At 64.4% G+C, this 19,503-nt stretch carries 19 protein-coding genes and 1 pseudogene; 7 read left to right on the top strand and 13 right to left on the bottom strand.

The features are described from left to right. Positions 1-308: 308 nt before the first annotated feature. Complete coding sequence (locus VSR82_RS13720) at positions 309-1,274, bottom strand: methyltransferase domain-containing protein (RefSeq protein ID WP_429461049.1); 966 nt, start codon at positions 1,272-1,274, stop codon at positions 309-311. Between the two features lie 82 nt (positions 1,275-1,356). On the opposite strand from VSR82_RS13720, the gene VSR82_RS13725 reads away from it, so the two are divergent. Together VSR82_RS13725 and trmL are read left to right on the top strand one after the other, a co-directional pair. After that, on the top strand, positions 1,357-2,142 hold the full coding sequence (locus VSR82_RS13725; protein ID WP_498857740.1) for a phosphoribosyltransferase family protein: 786 nt from the start codon (positions 1,357-1,359) through the stop codon (positions 2,140-2,142). An 18-nt stretch (positions 2,143-2,160) separates the two neighbouring features. Then, complete coding sequence (gene trmL, locus VSR82_RS13730) at positions 2,161-2,631, top strand: tRNA (uridine(34)/cytosine(34)/5-carboxymethylaminomethyluridine(34)-2'-O)-methyltransferase TrmL (RefSeq protein ID WP_429461053.1); 471 nt, start codon at positions 2,161-2,163, stop codon at positions 2,629-2,631. Here trmL and VSR82_RS13735 read toward each other — a convergent pair. From VSR82_RS13735 to VSR82_RS13755, 5 genes are all read right to left on the bottom strand, one after another. Further along, positions 2,604-3,164: an O-acetyl-ADP-ribose deacetylase gene (locus VSR82_RS13735; RefSeq protein WP_410848205.1), complete on the bottom strand. Its 561-nt coding sequence runs from the start codon at positions 3,162-3,164 to the stop codon at positions 2,604-2,606. The two genes, trmL and VSR82_RS13735, sit on opposite strands and share 28 nt — an antisense overlap. 97 nt (positions 3,165-3,261) lie before the next feature. Continuing rightward, entirely contained in the window at positions 3,262-4,260 is a 999-nt protein-coding gene (locus VSR82_RS13740; RefSeq protein WP_498857741.1) for an NAD(P)H-dependent glycerol-3-phosphate dehydrogenase, read from the bottom strand. 22 nt (positions 4,261-4,282) lie between these two features. Then, the gene (gene secB, locus VSR82_RS13745; RefSeq protein ID WP_176109659.1) at positions 4,283-4,762 is read right to left on the bottom strand and encodes a protein-export chaperone SecB; all 480 of its coding nucleotides are present in this window, start codon (positions 4,760-4,762) and stop codon (positions 4,283-4,285) included. 148 nt (positions 4,763-4,910) lie between these two features. Further along, positions 4,911-5,171 carry a glutaredoxin 3 gene (gene grxC / locus VSR82_RS13750; RefSeq protein ID WP_013088272.1) on the bottom strand — a complete coding sequence of 87 codons (261 nt, stop codon included), beginning with the start codon at positions 5,169-5,171 and terminating at the stop codon, positions 4,911-4,913. Beyond that, a complete protein-coding gene (locus VSR82_RS13755; protein WP_368587213.1) occupies positions 5,168-5,593 on the bottom strand; it encodes a rhodanese-like domain-containing protein in 426 nt (141 codons plus the stop codon). Before VSR82_RS13755 ends, grxC begins: the two co-directional genes overlap by 4 nt. A gap of 137 nt (positions 5,594-5,730) precedes the next feature. Between VSR82_RS13755 and gpmA the strand changes: the two genes are divergently transcribed. From gpmA to VSR82_RS13770, 3 genes are all read left to right on the top strand, one after another. Then, entirely contained in the window at positions 5,731-6,477 is a 747-nt protein-coding gene (gene gpmA, locus VSR82_RS13760; RefSeq protein WP_429461058.1) for a 2,3-diphosphoglycerate-dependent phosphoglycerate mutase, read from the top strand. 263 nt (positions 6,478-6,740) lie between these two features. Continuing rightward, the gene (locus VSR82_RS13765) at positions 6,741-8,318 is read left to right on the top strand and encodes a S41 family peptidase (RefSeq protein ID WP_368587211.1); all 1,578 of its coding nucleotides are present in this window, start codon (positions 6,741-6,743) and stop codon (positions 8,316-8,318) included. A gap of 245 nt (positions 8,319-8,563) precedes the next feature. After that, positions 8,564-9,322 (top strand): HesA/MoeB/ThiF family protein, encoded by a 759-nt coding sequence (locus VSR82_RS13770; RefSeq protein ID WP_368587210.1) that lies wholly within the window; start codon positions 8,564-8,566, stop codon positions 9,320-9,322. 96 nt (positions 9,323-9,418) lie between these two features. On the opposite strand, the gene ptsP is transcribed toward VSR82_RS13770, so the two are convergent. The 7 genes from ptsP to VSR82_RS13805 form a co-directional block, all read right to left on the bottom strand. Further along, positions 9,419-11,164, bottom strand: a complete 1,746-nt coding sequence (ptsP, locus tag VSR82_RS13775) for a phosphoenolpyruvate--protein phosphotransferase (protein WP_368587209.1) — start codon at positions 11,162-11,164, stop codon at positions 9,419-9,421. Between the two features lie 396 nt (positions 11,165-11,560). Beyond that, positions 11,561-11,830, bottom strand: coding sequence for an HPr family phosphocarrier protein (locus VSR82_RS13780; RefSeq protein WP_013088266.1), 270 nt, complete (start codon positions 11,828-11,830; stop codon positions 11,561-11,563). Between the two features lie 124 nt (positions 11,831-11,954). Next, positions 11,955-12,482, bottom strand: a complete 528-nt coding sequence (locus VSR82_RS13785; protein WP_368587208.1) for a PTS sugar transporter subunit IIA — start codon at positions 12,480-12,482, stop codon at positions 11,955-11,957. A 227-nt stretch (positions 12,483-12,709) separates the two neighbouring features. Further along, positions 12,710-13,666: a glutathione synthase gene (gene gshB / locus VSR82_RS13790; RefSeq protein WP_368587207.1), complete on the bottom strand. Its 957-nt coding sequence runs from the start codon at positions 13,664-13,666 to the stop codon at positions 12,710-12,712. Between the two features lie 103 nt (positions 13,667-13,769). Next, positions 13,770-15,059: a glutamate--cysteine ligase gene (gshA, locus tag VSR82_RS13795; RefSeq protein ID WP_018434736.1), complete on the bottom strand. Its 1,290-nt coding sequence runs from the start codon at positions 15,057-15,059 to the stop codon at positions 13,770-13,772. A gap of 250 nt (positions 15,060-15,309) precedes the next feature. Next, complete coding sequence (locus tag VSR82_RS13800) at positions 15,310-16,818, bottom strand: ammonium transporter (protein ID WP_429461061.1); 1,509 nt, start codon at positions 16,816-16,818, stop codon at positions 15,310-15,312. A 46-nt stretch (positions 16,819-16,864) separates the two neighbouring features. After that, entirely contained in the window at positions 16,865-17,203 is a 339-nt protein-coding gene (locus tag VSR82_RS13805; RefSeq protein ID WP_006048089.1) for a P-II family nitrogen regulator, read from the bottom strand. Between the two features lie 387 nt (positions 17,204-17,590). On the opposite strand from VSR82_RS13805, the gene VSR82_RS13810 reads away from it, so the two are divergent. Further along, complete coding sequence (locus VSR82_RS13810; protein ID WP_026228952.1) at positions 17,591-17,845, top strand: accessory factor UbiK family protein; 255 nt, start codon at positions 17,591-17,593, stop codon at positions 17,843-17,845. Between the two features lie 120 nt (positions 17,846-17,965). Next, positions 17,966-18,991, top strand: a pseudogene (locus tag VSR82_RS13815) (YifB family Mg chelatase-like AAA ATPase); the annotation flags it as partial. Between the last annotated feature and the right edge of the window lie 512 nt (positions 18,992-19,503).

Genomic DNA, 19,503 nt, shown 5'->3' on the forward strand with positions numbered 1-19,503 from the left:
GCATCACTCGCGACGGCGACAACCCCTACTGCATCACTTCATTTTGCAGCCCTGCGCCTCGGGCTTGCCACCCCAAATGTGGGAACGTCGGGCGACAAACTGACGCATTATAGGCGCGATCCATAGCATCGACAAGCAAGCCCCGATCGGCCCGCAAGCCCGGCGCGACAAGCCTTCGCGCCATTTTGCCCGGCATTTTGCGGCTCTTTCGAAGGGCAAATCCCAGGCATAACGGATGTCCTCTTTACCGCTTTTGCAACACGTCAATCGCACCGTCGGCAAGCAGTTGATGACCGCGCCGCAATCTGCTACCCACGCTTGCCCGGACCTCGTCCGATGTCCTCGAGCCGCACGATGCCATGTCCTTCGGCCGTGGTGCGCGGCACGGCTTTCCATGCGTGTCCGTAGATCACCTCGAAGGTCAGCGCGATCGTGCCGTCGGCGCGCCGGCGCGCTTCGAGCGCGGCGAGCAGGGCTTTGTGCAACCGACGCGCAAGCGCGCCGTCATGCGCATCGCGCTCGAACGGGTATGCGCCCCAGCGGCGCACGTCCGCGAGCAGCGACTCGGGCGACTTGTAGGTGATCGTCAGCGTCTCCTGGTCCATCACCGGGATCTCGAAGCCGGCCTCGACGAGCATGTCGCCGAGATCATGCATGTCGACGAAGTCGATCACATGCTTGCGCGACGCGACGCCGTGCGCGGCCTCGATCTCGGCGTAGGCGCCGCGCAATTCCTTTAGCGTGTCGGGGCCGAGCGTGCTGAACATCAGCAGGCCGTTGACCTTCAACACCCGCTGCCATTCGGGAAAGACCAGATCGGGCCGCGAGTGCCAGTGCAGCGCAAGGTTGGACCAGATGAATTCGAATGCGCCGGCCGCGAACGGCAGCGCGGAGAAATCGGCTTGCGCGAAGCGCGGGCCACGCGCGCCGAGCGCCTTGCCGAGCGAGGCGGGAAGAAAGCGCCGCCAACTCGTGTCGCCGGCATCGTGACGCAGCGCGCGGCGCAGCATGCCGTGCGACAGGTCGGCGCCGAACACCGGCGCCTCGGGAAAGCGCGCGCGCAATGCGGGGATGTCTTCGCCCGCGCCGCAACCGGCATCGAGCACGCTCGAGGGCGCCACCTTGATGTAATCGAGACGCTCGCGCATGCGCTGCGCGATCTCGCGCGGCAGGAATGCAACCTCGTCGAAAGAAGCGGCGCGACGGTCGAAAATACGCCTGAGGCGCCGTGAATCGTAGGCCGGACGGCCAGATTGAGCGGATGTTGGGGACATGTGTGTCGTGCTGGCGTGAGCTCGAAGTATACTCGTTCGTTCCCCACCATTCAGCGTGAACGGCATTCAGCGGCACTCACTCGTGCGATTCCAGTCTTTTTCTTCGTCGTGTCGAAATCAGGTCGCGCGTTTTGCGCGCGGTCTGCATTCGGCATGGCCGCGCGCTTTGAACGTCGCGCTGCCGAACCTGTGCGCGTTATGCGGCAATATGTCGCATAAGACGTTGTGCGACGGGTGCGACGCGGCCTACTGGAACGAGAACCGCCTGCGCTGCACCGTTTGCGCGGTGCCGTTGCCGGCGTCACGCTGGGCCGCTCAGGCGCGGTATCGCTGCGCGGATTGCGCGGCCGAGCCGCCGCCGTTCGACGCCAGCTTCGCGCTCGCCGACTATCGCGCGCCGCTGGATACCCTGGCGGTCGGCCTGAAATTCCGCGCCCGGCTGATGCTTGCGCGCGATTTCGCGCAACGTCTCGAGCGGCTTGCTCAGGACAACTGGCATGACGCGGCCGAGCGGCCCGATGTGATTGCACCAGTCCCGCTCGCCGGTCGCCGGCTGGCCGAGCGCGGCTATAACCAGGCCTGGCAGATCGCGCGGCCGCTCGCCCGGGCGCTCGGCGTGCGCAGCGATGCGACGCTGCTCGAACGAACGCAAAACACCGCGCCGCAATCGCGCCTCGATCTCGATGCGCGTCGGCACAACGTCGGCCGCGCGTTTCGGGTCGCGCGCCCGGTGCGCGGCCTGCACGTCGGCATCGTCGACGACGTGATGACGAGCGGCGCGACGCTCGAAGCGCTCGCGCACACGCTGAAGGACGCCGGCGCGCGGCGGGTCACGAACTTCGTCGCGCTGCGCACTCCGAAAAACTAGCTTTTACGTGGTCCCCTTATGTTCAACGTCGTTCTCGTAGAACCCGAAATTCCGCCCAACACCGGCAACGTGATTCGCCTGTGCGCGAATACCGGCGCCCGGCTGCATCTGATCGAGCCGCTCGGCTTCCCTCTCGACGACACCAAGATGCGGCGCGCCGGCCTCGACTATCACGAGTACGCGGAAATGAACGTGCACGCCGATTGGGACGCGTTCATCGTCAAAGAAACACCCGACCCGTCGCGCATGTTCGCGTTCACCACGCGCGGCTCGGGGCGCTTTCACGACCACGCGTTTCAACCGGGCGACTGGTTCGTGTTCGGCGCCGAAACGCGCGGCCTGCCCGACACGGTGCTCGAGCGCTTTGCGAACGAACAGCGCGTGCGTCTGCCGATGCGTCCTGGCAATCGCAGTCTGAATCTGTCGAATACGGTGGCGGTCGTGGTGTTCGAAGCGTGGCGTCAGGCCGGCTTCGAGGGCGGCGCCTGACGGCGTTCGAGCTCGACCGCGTAGCGCGCGAACATCGCGTCGTCGAAGCACGCGAACGTCACGTGCTTCACGTGGGGTGTGCGCGGCAATGTGTCGAGCACGGTTCCGACCGCGATGCTGACCGCATCGTCGGCGGGGAAACGGTAGATGCCGCAACTGATCGCGGGAAACGCGATGCTCGTGCACTGCTTCTCGCGCGCGACTTCGAGCGAGCGCTGATAGCACGATGCGAGCAGGTCGGCTTCGCCATGCGCGCCGCCGCGCCACACTGGACCGACCGCATGGATCACATGCTTCGCGGGCAGCCGATAGCCGGCGGTGATTTTGGCGTCGCCGGTCGCGCAGCCGCCGAGCGTTTCGCATTCGCGCAGCAACTCCTTGCCGGCCGCGCGATGAATCGCGCCATCCACGCCGCCGCCGCCGAGCAGCGAAGTATTCGCGGCATTGACGATCGCATCGACGGCGAGCGTCGTGATATCGACCACGCGCGCTTCGAGCGTGCACGTGCCGTGACTGAGATTGAAGGTGGGCATGGAAACCTCGCTGACCCGAGTCTCGATAACGAAGTGGACAGCCAGGTGAGGCAGCCGTTCAACGCGAATATGCGCTAAACGGCTGAAAGAAAAGACTTTATTCGGCCTTCGAATCGCGCCGCAGCAGCGCGCTGACCGCATCGCGCGGCGCCACGCCGTCGAACAGCACCGCGCAGACCGCTTGGGTGATCGGCATTTCGATTGCGTGGGCGCGCGCGATCGACAGGACCGCCTTCGCGCAGCGCACGCCTTCGGCCACATGACCGAGGCCGCCGAGGATGTCGTCGAGCGTGCGGCCGGTGGCGAGCTGCAGGCCCACGGTGCGGTTGCGCGATAGATCACCGGTCGCGGTCAGAATCAGATCGCCGAGCCCGGTCAGCCCGGTAAAGGTTTCCGCGCGCCCACCAAGCGTCACGCCAAGACGCGACATTTCGGCGAGTCCGCGGGTGATCAGCGCCGCGCGTGCATTGAGGCCGAGGCCGAGGCCATCGGCGATGCCCGTCGCGATGGCGAGCACGTTTTTCACCGCGCCCCCAACTTCAACGCCGACGACGTCGTCGCCGGTATAGATGCGCATCGCGCCGTGATGGAACGCCGCGACCGTGCGTTCGCGGCACGCCGCCGACGAACTCGCAATCGTCAACGCAACCGGCAGTCCCTGCCCGACTTCGCGCGCGAAGCTCGGCCCGGACAATACGCCGTTGCTCGCATGCTCGGGCAATTCCGCCGCGACCGCCTGATGCGGCAACAACTGCGAATCCGCCTCGAAACCCTTGCACAGCCACACGATATGCGCGGGCACCTTGCCGGCATCGCGCATCGCGCGCAACAGACCGCGCAGGCCAGCCACGGGAGTTGCGACCACGCACAGCGCAGCGTCGGCGAGCGCGTGATCGAGCGCCGCACCGAGATCCGCTTCGTAGCGAAGCGCGGGCGGCAACGCGACGCCCGCCAGATAGCGGGCGTTTTCGTGCGAAGTGGAAAGCTCGGTGATGAGCGCGGACTCGCGCGCCCACAACACCGTGTCGTGCCTTAAGGCCAGATGGCCGGCGAGGGCGGTGCCCCAGGCGCCAGCGCCGAGAACGGCGACCTTCATAGCCGGCACTGCCTGCGGCGCCTTAATGCGTGACGCCGCTTTGCGCCGCGCCGTCGCCCTGCTGGGCCGCGCTCATTTGCGCGAGACGCTGCTCGTACAGCGCCTGGAAGTTGATCTCGGCGAGGTGGATCGGCGGGAAACCGGCGCGGGTGATCGCGTCGGCGATGTTGGAACGCAGGTACGGGAACAGGATGGTCGGGCAGGCGATGCCAACGAGCGGATCGATCTGTTCGGCAGGAATGTTGCGAATGTCAAAAATGCCGGCCTGCTTCGCTTCGATCAGGAACGCGACCTTGTCCGACACCTTGGCCGTAACCGTGCCCGTCACGAGGATTTCGAACACGGATTCTGCGAGGCGCTCGGCCTTCACGTCGACTTCGACTTCGACCGACGGCATTTCCTGCTCGAGGAAGATTGCCGGCGAATTCGGCTGCTCGAGCGACATGTCCTTCAGATAGATGCGCTGGATGTTGAAGAACGGCTGGTTATTCTCGTCGGACATGATGGTGATTCCTGATAGGTATGCGTGGCGGCGGCCGATGCACGCATGGGCCGCCAGATTATTGCGCCGGCTCGCCGGCTCCACGAGGAGCGCGCACGCGCCGGCTTACGAGTGGTCCGCCCGCTCGCGCGGCGCGAAACGCGCGAACTCAGGCTGCTTCGAGCAGCGGCGTCAGACCGCCCGCGCGATCGAGCGCGGAAAGGTCATCATAGCCGCCGACATGCGTCTCGCCGATGAACACCTGCGGCACCGTGCGACGACCGGTCCGGGTCATCATCTCCTCACGACGGGCCGGGTCTTTATCGATCAGTACTTTCTCAACGTGCTCGACGCCGCGCGACTTTAAAAGACGCTCGGCCATCTGGCAATACGGGCACACCTGGGTGCTGTACATGATCACTTTGTTCACTTGGCTGCTCCTTGTTTCACAACCGGCATACCGGCTTTCTGCCAGGCGTCGACGCCGCCCTCGAGAACATGGACTTCCGCGTATCCCGCTTCCTGCACGATACGCGCAGCCTTGTTCGACTGCTGGCCGGTCTGGCATACCAGCAGCACCGGGTTGCTCTTGTTCTTCGCGAGTTGCGCAACTTTCGCCTGCAACTCCGCGAATTCGAAATGCCGTGCCGAGGGCAGGTGCCCCTTGGCGTAATCGGCGGACGACCGCAGATCGATGACCGCCGCGTTGCGCCGGTTGATCAGTTGGGTGGCTTCAGCGGCCGACAGGCCGCCACGTCCACGCCGACTGATGGTCGGCCACAGCAGCAACCCACCGGAGATAAGGACGATTGCGATCAGGACAAGGTTTGTGTATTCGGTGAAAAACTTCACGGAAGATCCGCCGGAAAGAGAGAAATCGAAAAGGTCAACCCGAGCATTATAAAATAACCGTTTGACGCGATGGCGATGCGCCGCCGAAGGCGCCGCACAGCGCGAGACCGCTTCCTCACTACCGACCGGCAACTCACATGTACAAACTCGTTCTCATCCGCCACGGCGAATCGACGTGGAACAAGGAAAACCGCTTTACCGGCTGGGTCGACGTCGACCTCACCGAGCAGGGCAACCTCGAGGCGCAGCAGGCGGGCGTGCTGCTCAAGGAATCGGGGTACACGTTCGACATCGCCTACACGTCGGTGCTCAAGCGCGCGATCCGCACCCTGTGGCACGTGCAGGACAAGATGGACCTGATGTACCTGCCCGTCGTGCATTCGTGGCGCCTGAACGAACGCCACTACGGCGCGCTGTCGGGTCTGAACAAGGCCGAAACGGCCGCCAAGTTCGGCGACGAACAAGTGCTGGTCTGGCGTCGCAGCTACGACACGCCGCCGCCCGCGCTCGAGCCGACCGACGAGCGCGCGCCGTACACCGATCCGCGCTACTCCAAGGTGCCGCGCGAGCAACTGCCGCTGACCGAGTGCCTGAAAGACACGGTCGCGCGCGTGCTGCCGCTGTGGAACGAGTCGATTGCGCCGGCCATCAAGTCGGGCCGCAGCATCCTGATCGCCGCGCACGGCAACTCGATCCGCGCGCTGGTCAAGTATCTCGACAACATCTCGGATAACGACATCGTCGGCCTGAACATCCCGAACGGTGTGCCGCTCGTCTATGAACTCGACGAGGATCTGAAGCCGATCAAGCACTACTATCTCGGCGACCAGGACGCGATCGCGAAGGCGCAAGCCGCGGTCGCAAGCCAGGGCAAGGCGGGCTGATCGAGCGTTTGCCGCCGCGACCCCACGCCACGGGAAGGCGCGGGGCCGCACGGAGACAACCGGCCCGGCAGGAAATACTGTATTGCGCCGCGCGGCGTATCGTACGGCCTGCCATTCGCGGACCGGCTCGCAAGAACCAGGACCTTCCCGTACTGTCGAAGCACGATTGCCTGCACCGCGCCCTGACCAGGCGGGTGTGCAGTTATACTTGTCCGTCCAATCTTAATCGACGCTGCCACGCGCTTCCGACCGCAACAGACTCTATGCGAAAGAACCTGAAAAATATCGGCCTGATTGCCGCGGGCCTTGCTACCGGTGTCCTTGCCACCCTGCAATTCTCCGCCTCGGCCCAGCAACCCGCTAGCGCCGCGGTCGCCCCGCTGCCGCTAGACCAGCTCAGGCTCTTCGCCGAAGTGTTCGGGCAGATCAAGCACGAATACGTCGAACCGGTCGACGACAAGAAGCTCCTCACCGCCGCGATCAAGGGCATGGTGTCGAGCCTCGACCCGCACTCGTCGTACCTCGACAAGACCGATTACGAAGAGCTGCAGGAGCAGACCAAGGGCCGCTTCGCGGGCCTCGGCATCGAAATTTCGTCGGAAGACGGCCTGATCAAGGTGATTTCGCCTATCGAAGACACGCCCGCGTTCCGCGCCGGCATCCGTCCGGGCGACCTGATCACGCGCATCAACGACAAGCCCGTACGCGGCATGACGCTCGACCAGGCGGTCAAGCAGATGCGCGGCGAGCCGGGCACCAAGGTCACGCTGACCATCTTCCGCAAGACCGACGACCGCACGTTCCCGCTGACCGTCACGCGCGCGCTCATCAAGGTGCAGTCGGTGAAGGGCAAGATCGTTGCGCCGGGCTTCGCGTACGTGCGCATCACGAGCTTCCAAGAACGCACCACGCCCGATCTCGCGGCCAAGCTGCAGGATCTGGCGCGCCAGGAGCCGAACCTGAAGGGCCTCATCCTCGACCTGCGCAACAACGGCGGCGGTCTGCTGCAAAGCGCGGTCGGCGTCGCGGGCGCATTCCTGCCGCCGAATTCGGTGGTGGTGTCGACCAACGGCCAGATTCCGGATTCGAAGCAGATCTATCGTGACACCTACGATAACTACCGTCTGCAATCGTTCGACAGCGATCCGCTGAAAGACGTCCCGGCCATCTTCAAGACCGTGCCGATGATCGTGCTGACCAACGCGTACTCGGCGTCGGCATCGGAAATCGTCGCGGGCGCGCTGCAGGATCAGCACCGCGCGCTGATTCTCGGCAAGACCACGTTCGGTAAGGGTTCAGTGCAGACCGTACGCCCGATGACGGCGGACACCGCGCTGCGCCTGACCACCGCGTATTACTACACGCCGAGCGGCCGTTCGATCCAGAACAAGGGCATCCGCCCCGACCTTCCGGTCGATCAATACGCGGACGGTGATCCGGACGACGCGCTCGTCACCCGCGAAGTCGACTACTCGAATCACCTTGCGAACACGCAGGATCCGAACGAGAAGAAGGAAGCCGAGCAACGCGAGTCGGAGCGCATGGAGCAGCTTCGTCAGCTCGAAGAGCAGAACGACAAGAAGACGCCGGAACAGCGTCAGAAGGAACGCGAACGCAAGCCGGTCGAGTTCGGTTCGAACGACGACTTCATGCTGCAACAGGCGGTCGGCAAGCTCGAAGGCAAGCCGGTTCAGGAATCGAAGTCGCTGATGGAACGCCGTCTCGCGCAGAACAAGCCGGGCACGTCGGCCTCCGCGCCGGTCGCGGTGAAGCCGACGCAACCGGTGCCGGGCGCATCGGGACCGGCTCCGGCTTCGACACCGGCTCCTGCTGGCAAGTAAGCCGGCAAATAAGCTGGCCAATAAGCAGCCAGCCCGCGCGTGTCTTCGCAGCACGATAGTCTGCGAAGACACGCCGCAGCAGTTTCAGCACAAGCCGCCGCTCAACCGGCGGCGTCTCACGGCAAGCCGCAGCAGCCACCCTTCCCGCGCGATTAAAATAACAGCCACGAATGCGCGCCGCGGCCCCTCGGCCAGCCTCTCGTTGCGCGACACCGCGACATTGCGACACACCCCACGCGCCCGCCATGAATGACGATCAACTCCTTCGCTACTCCCGCCATATCCTCGTCGACGAAATCGGCATCGAGGCGCAGCAGCGTTTTATCGATGCCCACGCGATCATCGTCGGCGCGGGCGGACTCGGTTCGCCGGCCGCAATGTATCTCGCGGCGGCGGGCGTCGGCCGTCTGACGCTCGTCGATGCCGATACCGTCGACCTGACCAATCTGCAGCGCCAGATCCTGCACGTCAGCGCGTCGGTTGGGCGCAGCAAGGTCGAGTCCGGGCGCGACACGCTCGCGCAGATCAATCCCGAGGTCGTCATCAACGCGGTGGCCGAGCGCGTCGACGATGCATGGCTCGATCGCGAGGTGCCGCACGCGAGCGTCGTGCTCGATTGCACCGACAACTTCGCGACGCGTCACGCGATCAACCGCGCGTGCGTCCAGCATCGCGTGCCGCTCGTGTCGGGCGCGGCGCTGCGCTTCGACGGCCAGATCAGCACTTTCGATTTCCGCGACGAAGCGTCGCCATGCTACGCATGCGTGTTTCCCGAAGACCAGCCGTTCGAGGAAGTCGCCTGCTCGACGATGGGCGTGTTCGCGCCGACGGTCGGCATCATCGGTTCGATGCAGGCGGCCGAAGCGCTGAAGGTGATCGGCGCAATCGGCACGCCGCTCGTGGGCCGCCTGACGATGCTCGATTCTCTGCGGATGGAATGGAACACGATGCGCATCGGACGTCAGCCGGATTGCCCGGTGTGCGGCCACGTGCACGGCTCTTGAGGGGGTTCCCCGCTGCCCGCTCGATTGACGCCGCAATAGAAAAACGCCGCATATGCGGCGTTTTTCGTTCAACGGGCGCGAGCGAGCGCGTCGGATTCACACCAGCGCGACCCGCTTGAGCGCCGCCTGCACCTCTTCCGGCTCGAACGAAGCCAGCACGTCGGCCACGGGCTTTTCGAGCGTCTTCAGATGCGAGCGCAGCACCTCCTGCTTGACCTCGAGCAGTTGGCTCGGATGCATCGAAAACTCGGTCAGACCCATGCCGAGCAACAGACGCGTCAACGCCGGATCGCCCGCCATCTCACCGCACACCGACACCGGTACGCCCGCACGCTTCGCTTCGCGCAGCGTGAACGCGATCAGATGCAGCACGGCCGGATGCAGCGGGTCGTACAGATGCGCGACCGCGTTGTCCGCGCGATCGATCGCGAGCGTGTACTGGATCAGATCGTTGGTGCCGATCGACAGGAAATCGAGCCGCTTCAGAAACAGCGGCAACGCGATCGCGGCGGCCGGAATCTCGATCATCGCGCCGACCTGCACGTTCGGATCGTAAGCAATGCCCGCGTCGTCGAGTTGGCGCTTGGCTTCGCGGATCAGATCGAGCGTCTGGTCGATTTCCTGCGCGTGCGCGAGCATCGGGATCAGGATCTTCACCTTGCCGAACGCCGACGCGCGCAGGATCGCGCGCAGCTGCGTGAGGAACATCTGCGGCTCGGACAGGCTCCAGCGAATTGCGCGCAAACCGAGCGCCGGATTCACGGCGGTCTCGTAGCCGTCGCCGCCGGCCATCGAATCGAGCGGTTTGTCGGCGCCGACGTCGATCGTGCGGATCGTGACCGGCAAGCCGTTCATCAGCTCGACCGCGCGACGATACGCGCTGAACTGCTCCTCCTCTTCGGCCATCCGGTCCTTGTGATTCATGAACAGGAACTCGGTGCGAAACAGACCCACGCCGGTCGCGCCCGATTCGATTGCCGCGCGCGCATCGTCCGGCAGCTCGATGTTCGCGCACAGTTCGATGCGCGTGCCGCACAGCGTTTGCGTCGGCGAGAACTTGAGCCGTTGCAGCTTGCGCTGCTCGAGCTCCTTCTCGCTTTGCCGATACGAGTATTCCTCGAGCACGATCGGCGCGGGGTCGACGATCACTATGCCGTGGTCGCCGTCGACAATGATCAGATCGTCCTGGCGGATCAGCGCGCTCGCATGCTGCACGCCGACCGCGGCCGGAATGCCGAGGCTGCGCGCGACGATCGCGGTATGCGACGTGCGTCCGCCGAGATCGGTGACGAAGCCCTGGAAGGTCTGCGTCTTGAACTGCATCATGTCGGCCGGCGCGATGTCGTGCGCGACGACGATCATTTCATCGCACGCGCCATGCACGTTGTCGACGATGCCCGGTGCACCCGCGAGCGCCTTCAGCACGCGCTCGACGACCTGTTCGATGTCGGCTTTGCGTTCGCGCAGGTATTCGTCTTCGATATCGTCGAAATGGCGCGAGAGTCTTTCGAGCTGTTCGGTCAACGCCCACTCGACGTTGTAGCGGCGCGTGCGGATCAGGTCGATGGTTTCCTGAACGAGCATCACGTCGTTCAGAATCATCGTGTGAACGTCGATGAACGCGCCCACTTCACTGGGGGCATCCGCGGCGAGATCGGCGCGCAGCACGTTGAGTTCTTCATGTACGCGTTGCTGGGCCGCGCGAAAGCGCCCGACCTCCCCTTCGATCTGGGCGGGTTCGATCAGATAGTGGTCTACGTCGAGTGCTGCCGGGGCGATCAGATAGGCCCGCCCGATGGCGATACCGCGTGACACGGGAATTCCATGCAGCGTGAATGACACGCGCACCTCCTCTAGTTGTGTAATGCCGCGGCAAACCGCTGCAATGCTCTCAGACTGTACCTGGCATTATAAATTCCGCGCCTTTTTGAAGTACGTCGGCGGTGTGTGCAGCGCAGCACGAATTATCGCAATCAGGTGCCTCATATCCGACCAAACTTCGCTCTATACGCGTCGCGCAAAAATATATGGTTTAAACATTGAAAACGCGTGTCGCCATGCGCGCATGCCGCCCCATGTCGCCTCACGCATTCTTCCCTGCGGCTTTCGCGCCGCTTCTACAACCCTTAATGTCGATTAACAGCGGGCCTCTTCCGATATTCAAATGTCGGCGGCGAAAAAAAAACCGCGGACTGAGCCGCGGCATTTTTGGGTTTGGCGAACGCAAAGCGCGCGGCGTTATTGACCTTCGCCAAATTTATCGGCGATCAGTTTCAACAGCGCGTCCATCGCTTCCTGTTCGTCGGTACCTTCCGTTTCGATCAGCACGGTACTGCCAATACCCGCGGCTAGCATCATCACGCCCATGATGCTCTTCGCGTTGATACGGCGGCCATTGCGGCTCATCCAGATTTCCGCCTGGTAGTTGCCCGCGAGTTGCGTCAACTTGGCCGACGCGCGCGCGTGCAGCCCCAGCTTGTTCACAATTGTCGTTTCTTGTTGCAGCATGTGATGGTCCGAAGCGCGGGTGAATGAAATGGTGAAAAGTGAAACTGCAAAGCGGCTGCAATGCGCCAGGCGCCGTTGCGATACCGCTTGAATCCGTCGAAGCCTGCCTACGAACCAGCCCGAGTTACAGGCCGGGCGCGTCCGGCTTCTGCGTCAGATCGGCATCCGCCGGCAACGCGGGAACACAGTCAGCGGGCGCCGCGTCGGGCGGCAGCGCCGGCAGGCAATCGACCGGGCAGGCTGCCGCCGCGACCGGTTCCGGCGTCGCCGGTCCGATCGCGTGCACGCCCTTGGTCGCGCCGGCGAGCGCCTTGTCGACGAGCGTGTCGAGCGGCGTCGCGCGATAGCAGACCGCACGCACCAGCATCGGCAGATTGACGCCGCACAGCACGCGCACATTCGGCTCAGTGGCAAGCCGGCCCGCGATGTTGGCCGGTGTCGCGCCGAACATGTCGGTCAGCACGAGCGCGCCATTCTCTTCCTTCAACCGCGCGACTTCCGAATTCGCGAACGCGACGACCTGCGCGGGATCGCAATCCGGCGACACATCGATCACGCCGATACGCGCCGGCAAACCGCCATAAATGTGGGAAATGCAATCGCGCAACGCGGTGGCGAATGGAGCGTGCGCAATGATCAGAATGCCTGCCATGTCAGCCTTACTGCAATAGAACGGCCCCAAAACCGTGGACCGGGACTCGAGCCCGGTTCGCCATCGCCCCGGACCGGCCGTGCGTCGCGGGGGCGGGAATGCATCGTCGGGCGAGCGGGCATTGTAGCAGCCTCATTTTCGCGCTAATCCCGACGGCGCGCCTGGTGCGGATTTACTACCCAGATTGGGGGTGCGGCCGGGCAATCAAGGCCGCTAGAGTCGGCGCGTCAGCCGACCGCGCGCTCCAACGCGTCGACGAACATCGCGGCGACGTCGAAGCCGGTCTGATCCATGATCTCGCGGAAACACGTCGGGCTCGTGACGTTGACTTCGGTGAGCCAGTCGCCGATCGCATCGAGTCCGACCAACAGCAAGCCGCGCGCCGCCAGCACCGGTGCGAGCGTATCGGCAATCTTGCGATCCTGCTCGCTGAGCGGCCGCGCGACACCCAGTCCACCGGCCGCCAGGTTGCCGCGCACCTCATTTCCCTGAGGAATGCGCGCGAGCGAGTACGGCACCGCTTCGCCGCCGATCAGCAGGATGCGCTTATCACCCTCCTTGATCTCGGGGATGAATTTCTGCGCCATCACCGAGCGTGCGCCGTCGTGGCTCAGCATTTCGACGATCGAGCCGAGGTTCATACCGTCCGCCTTCACGCGGAACACGCCCATGCCGCCCATGCCGTCGAGCGGCTTCAGGATCACGTCGCCGTGCTGTTCGTGGAACGCGCGCAGACGCGCCGGGTCGCGCGTGACCAGCGTCGGCGCGACGAACTGCGCGAACTCGCCGATCGCGAGCTTCTCCGAATGATCGCGAATGGCCTGCGGCTTGTTGAAGACGCGCGCGCCGCCACGCTCGGCCAGCTCGAGCAGCCACGTCGACGTCACGTATTCCATGTCGAACGGCGGGTCTTTGCGCATCACGACCGCGCCGAAGCTTGCAAGCGCTCGCGGCGCGGCGGCATCGGCGGCGAACCAGACGTCACGATGCAGATCGGCGGTATCGCCGGTGATCGCAATGCGCTGCACGTTCGCCTCGACATCGCCGCCCGTCCACGCCAGATGCTTCGGCTCGCAGGTGTACACCGTGTGACCGCGGCGCGCCGCTTCGGCCATCATCGCGTAGGTCGAATCTTTGTAAATCTTGAATTGGCTGAGCGGATCGGCGATGAAAAGAATGTCCATGAAAGTCCCGGTGCGCCCTGACGGGCGTGACATTGTTCGTCAATATAGTCTTTGAAGACGGCGATGGCGGCACGCATGCCGCCATCCTGCCGCGCGAGGTGGTTTAGACCTGGATCGCTTCGGGATCGGTCTTTTCGAGTTCGACCGATGCGGCCAGCAACCCGAGCCGCGCCACGACGCCATACATATAGAAGCGGTTCGGCGGCGCTGCGCCGGGCTTCGCGTGCGCATCGGGCAGCGCCGTGTGCTCGAAGCCGAGCGGCACGAAGTGCATGCCCGGCGCGTTCAGGTTCTGGTCGCGCTCGCGGCTGCCGTGCACGCGATAGAAGCCGCCCACCACATAGCGGTCGATCATGTAGACGACCGGCTCGGCGACTTCCTCGCCGATGCGCTCGAACGTATACACGCCTTCCTGCACGATCACGTCGTGCACTTCGAGGCCGTCTTTGGTCGCGGCCATGCGCGTGCGCTCGCGCTTCGTCAGCGCGGCGACTTCCGACGCGTCGTGCACGGTCATCACGCCCATGCCGTAAGTGCCCGCATCGGACTTGATCACGACATACGGTTTTTCGGAGATGCCGTACTCACGATACTTGCGCGCGATCTTCTTCAGCACGCCGTCAATCGCATCGGCCAGCGCTTCCTCGCCGGTGCGCTGCTGGAAGTCGACGCCCTCGACGTGCGCGAAGTATGGATTGATCATCCACGGATCGATCTCGACCATCTTCGCGAACTTCTTCGCGACGTCGTCATAACACGAGAAATGCGTCGACTTGCGGCGTACTGCCCAGCCCGCGTGAAGCGGCGGCAGCAGGTACTGCTCGTGCAGATTTTCGAGCACGGGCGGAATGCCGCCGGACAGGTCGTTGTTCAGCAGAATCGAGCACGGGTCGAAGTTCTTCAGCCCCAGGCGCCGCTGCGAGCGCTCGAGCGGTTCGAGCACGAGCTTCTGGCCGTCGGACAGCGCGATCGTGACCGGGCCGTTGATGGTTTCGTCGAGCGTGCCGAAGCGTACGTTCAGGCCCGCCTGGCGCATGATCGACGCGAGCCGGGCGACGTTTTCGAGGTAGAACGCGTTGCGCGTGTGGCGCTCCGGAATCACGAGCAGATTCTTCGCGTCCGGGCAGATCTTTTCGATCGACGCCATCGCGGCCTGCACCGCGAGCGGCAGCACTTCCTGCGGCAGATTGTTGAAGGCGCCGGGAAACAGGTTGGTGTCGACCGGCGCGAGCTTGAAGCCCGCGTTACGCAGATCGACGGAACAATAGAACGGCGGCGTGTGCTCCTGCCATTCAAGCCGGAACCAGCGTTCGATAGCGGGCGTGGCGTCGAGGATCTTCCGCTCGAGGTCGAGCAGCGGGCCGTTTAACGCCGTAACTAGGTGCGGAACCATTGATCACTCGCAGACTGGAGAAAAAAGATTGTAGAGCAAATGCTTTGTCCATTTGGGGACGGTTTCTCCATTCGCAAGCAGACTCGAATGCATTCTCCCTATCTCGATGATAGGCGCGGAAAATTACCGTTCGCAACCCGATCAGCAAGAAAAAAGCCCGCCATGAAGGCGGGCGAACTCTTTGCTGCGCTTAACTTTTTCCTGACTGAGGAGCCCGGGAGCGCGGGCCCGCGGCGGAACAGGTTCTTCGTTATTCGACTTTCTCGCCGTGCAGGCTCACGTCGAGGCCTTCGCGCTCCTGCTCTTCGGTCACGCGGATGCCGATCACCATGTCGATGATCTTCAGCAGCACGAAGCTCACCACGCCGCTGTAGATCAGGGTCGTCAGCACGCCCTTCGCCTGCAGGATCACGTTGCCGTCGAAGCCGCCGATATCCTTGACCGCGAACACGCCGGTCAGCAGGGCACCGATGATCCCGCCGATGCAGTGCACGCCGAACGCGTCGAGCGAATCGTCGTAACCGAGCTTGTGCTTGAGCCACGTGGCCGACCAGAAGCAGACCACACCGGCGACGATGCCGATCACCAGCGCGCCGACCGTGCCGACGAAGCCCGACGCCGGCGTCACCGCCACCAGACCCGCGACCGCGCCCGACACGATACCGAGCACCGACGGCTTACCCTTGGCCGCCCATTCGGCGAACATCCATGCGAGCGCCGCCGCGGCGGTCGCCACCTGCGTGGCGAACATCGCGAAGCCGGCACGGCCGTCGGCCGCTACCGCCGAACCCGCGTTGAAGCCGAACCAGCCGACCCACAGCATCGCGCCACCGATCAGCGTCAGCGTCAGGTTGTGCGGCGCCATCGCCTCCTTGCCGTAGCCGACGCGCTTGCCGAGCACCAGACAGCAGACCAGCCCCGCGATACCCGCGTTGATGTGCACCACCGTGCCGCCCGCGAAGTCGAGGATGCCCGCGGTAGCCAGCCAGCCGCTCGGTTCCCACACCATGTGCGCGATCGGCGAGTAGACGAGGATCGACCACAGCGTCATGAACACCAGCATCGCCGAGAACTTCATGCGGTCCGCGAACGCACCGGTGATCAGCGCCGGCGTGATGATCGCGAAGGTCATCTGATAGACGAAGTAGACCGTCTCGGGGATCGTCGGCGCGAGGTGGCTGACGGTCAGCGTCGTGGCCTTATCGCCCTTGATGTAGTTCATGCCCGTCATGAACACCCGCGAGAAGCCGCCGATGAACGAGTTGCCCGGCGTGAACGCGAGGCTGTAGCCCACCACGGTCCAGGCGATCGTCACCAGACAGGTGATCGCGAAGCTTTGCATCAGCGTCGCGAGCACGTTCTTCTTGCGGACCATGCCGCCGTAGAACAGCGCGAGGCCCGGAATCGTCATGAACAGCACCAGCGCGGTGGAGGTCAGCATCCACGCGGTGTCGCCGGAGTTGATCTTCGATGAATCGACCGAGAACGGGGCGGTCGGCGCTGCCGGCGCGGCGGCAGCGGCGGCCGACGCGTCGGTGGCGGCCGGCGCGCTTGCGGCTGGCGCGGCGGACGCATCGGCGGCGGGAGCCGAGGCAGCCGGGGCAGCGGCCGCTGCGGAGGCGTCCGGTGCCGGCGCGCTCGCGGTCGTGTCGGGGGCGGAGGCGGCCGCGGGAGCGGACGCGTCGTCCGCCAGGGCAGTGCCGACGCCGGCCGCGAGCAGCGAGCCGGCAATCAGCAGGGACATCATGAGTTTGCGCATCTTGGTTTTCCTCTTGTCGCGATCCGTGTCGCTTTGCTCTGGTCTTTTACAGTGCGTCCGCGCCGGTCTCGCCGGTGCGGATCCGAATCACCTGCTCGATCGGCGTGACGAAGATCTTGCCGTCGCCGATCTTGCCGGTTCGCGCGGCGCGCTCGAGCGCCTCGATCGCCTGGTCCACGATGTCGTCCGATACCGCTGCTTCGATCTTCACCTTCGGCAGAAAATCGACCACGTATTCAGCACCCCGATACAGTTCGGTGTGGCCCTTCTGCCTCCCGAAGCCTTTGACTTCGGTCACCGTGATGCCCGATACGCCGATCGCCGACAGGGCTTCGCGCGCTTCATCCAGCTTGAACGGCTTGATGATTGCGGTAATGAGTTTCATAAAATCCTCGCTAGTTGTTGCTGAACCGTTGCTGCCCCGTTGCGTATCCGTGACCGCGGTCTCCTGCGCTTCCGGTAAAAGTGCCCTGGCAGTGCGCGCGCGGCAGTAACAGCAACTCCTATGCCATGTTGTGTCAGACCGCGCGTCGCGCGGGTGGCGCAGCGCGCCCAGACGGCCTTGTCCGAACGGCCAGCGGCGCGGCCGGCGGTGGCGCGGCGGGGGGATCGTTGCTAGAGTGTCCGAACGTTCTGAACGCGAGGCGCGCACCAAACGCGCTCACGCGGCGGCGGCAGCGAAGGAGCCGCGCGCACCAGGATCGCCCATTCGCCGCAACGGAGGACGGGCGCAATGAAACATGCACAATTTTTGTGCACCAAGGGGAACACGATGAAACAACCGAACGACGTTTTTAACGACTTCCAGGCTCGCGTCAGCGATCTGTTCAAGAATTCGCCGGCCAAGGATGTCGAACGCAACGTCAAGGCAATGCTGTCGCAGGGCTTCTCGAAGCTCGATCTGGTCACGCGCGAGGAATTCGATACGCAGACCCAAGTGCTCGTGCGTACGCGCGCGCGCCTCGAAGAACTCGAGCGCCGCGTCGCCGAGCTCGAACAGAAGCTGCCGCTCACGCAGACGCCGTAAGCGCTGCTAGCAGCCTTCGCGCTGCGCAGTGCCGCACATCACCGGCAAGCGGGCCGTGACGTCATCAGCGTTTTAGGGGATTTGCGCGCGAAGTGAGCGCGCTGTCCGACGGGAGGGAATATGTCGCTTGCCGTGGTGCGCAGCCGCGCGCCGGCCGCTGGCCGTGCGCCCGAAGTGACCGTCGAGGTTCACCTCGCCAATGGACTGCCGTCCTTTTCGATCGTCGGCCTGCCCGACCTGGAAGTGCGCGAGAGCCGTGAGCGCGTTCGAGCGGCGCTGCAGAACTGCGGTTTCGACTTCCCGGTCCGCCGCATCACCGTCAATCTCGCGCCCGCCGACCTGCCGAAAGAATCCGGTCGTTTCGATCTGCCTATCGCACTCGGCATCCTCGCCGCGAGTGGGCAAATTCCAGCCGAATCGCTACTCCACCGCGAGTTTGCCGGCGAGTTGTCGCTGACCGGCGCGCTGCGGCCGATGCGCGGCGCGTTCGCGATGGCATGCGGTACCGCGCGCGGCGCTCTGGCGAGCGCAGACGCCGCCGGCGCAGAAGCCGACGCATCATCTGAAACGCGTTCCGCGTTGCCTGCCTTCCTCGATCAAATAACCGCGCAGCCGTTCCACACCCCACAGCTTTACCTGCCGGCCGCCAGCGCGGCCGAAGCGGCGCTGGTGCCGGGGGTCGACGTGTACGGCGCCGCCGATCTGCCGTCGCTATGCGCGCACCTCGCAGGCGCGCCGGACGCGCGTCTTAGCCCGGTCGCCGCACCCGAGCTCCACGAGCACGCCGCCGCTCCAGCGCCGGACATGGCCGATGTGATCGGCCAGCGCGCTGCTCGGCGCGCACTCGAAGTCGCGGCGGCCGGCGGCCATCACGTGCTGTTGATCGGGCCGCCCGGCGCCGGCAAGTCGATGCTCGCGGCGCGCCTGCCCGGCCTGATGCCGCCCATGACCGACGATGAAGCGCTCGCTTCCGCCGCGCTGCTGTCGGCGAGCCGCATCGGCTTCAAGCCATCGCAGTGGCGGCAGCGGCCGTTTCGCGCGCCGCACCATTCGTCGAGCGCGGCGGCGCTGGTCGGCGGACGCAACCCGCCGCAGCCTGGCGAGATCACGCTCGCACATCTGGGCGTGCTGTTTCTCGACGAGCTTGAAGTTTCGCTTTAGACCAAAAGTTACTCATCACGAATTTTATTCAAAATCAGAAGGTTAGAGAGATTTCAAGCAACTCATGGGTGAGCAACACTGAATTTCCGTGCTGAGTCTGTCCCCTTCTCGTCTCTCGTGGACTGCATGGCCGGCCCCCGTGGCGCGCTGAAATTCGGGTAGCCGAATATTGCGGTTGATGTCGGCATTCTCTGCTGCATCGCAAAAGTGGGGCGCGCCAACCGTCCGTCGCGCGGCGGACGCATTTCGACCGATACTGTTTGAAAAGTCGCTGACCGTCTGTGACGCGCGGTTAGGGCTCGCGAGCGGTTTGTACGCCGATCTGAAAGGTCGGTTTTCCTGCGAGCCAATTGAAAAAGCTGCGCGGTGACTTTTTCAAACAATATCGACCCTCGGCGGCCGGTCAGGCTCGCGCGACGTCGATAGCTGCCTCAGGAGTGTTTTGGACAGTGGGACAGTGAAAGTTCACCGCGCAGCGCGGAACCCCACTGGTTATG

Source organism: Burkholderia sp. JPY481 (genome assembly GCF_038900515.1).
Lineage (GTDB): Bacteria > Pseudomonadota > Gammaproteobacteria > Burkholderiales > Burkholderiaceae > Paraburkholderia > Paraburkholderia youngii.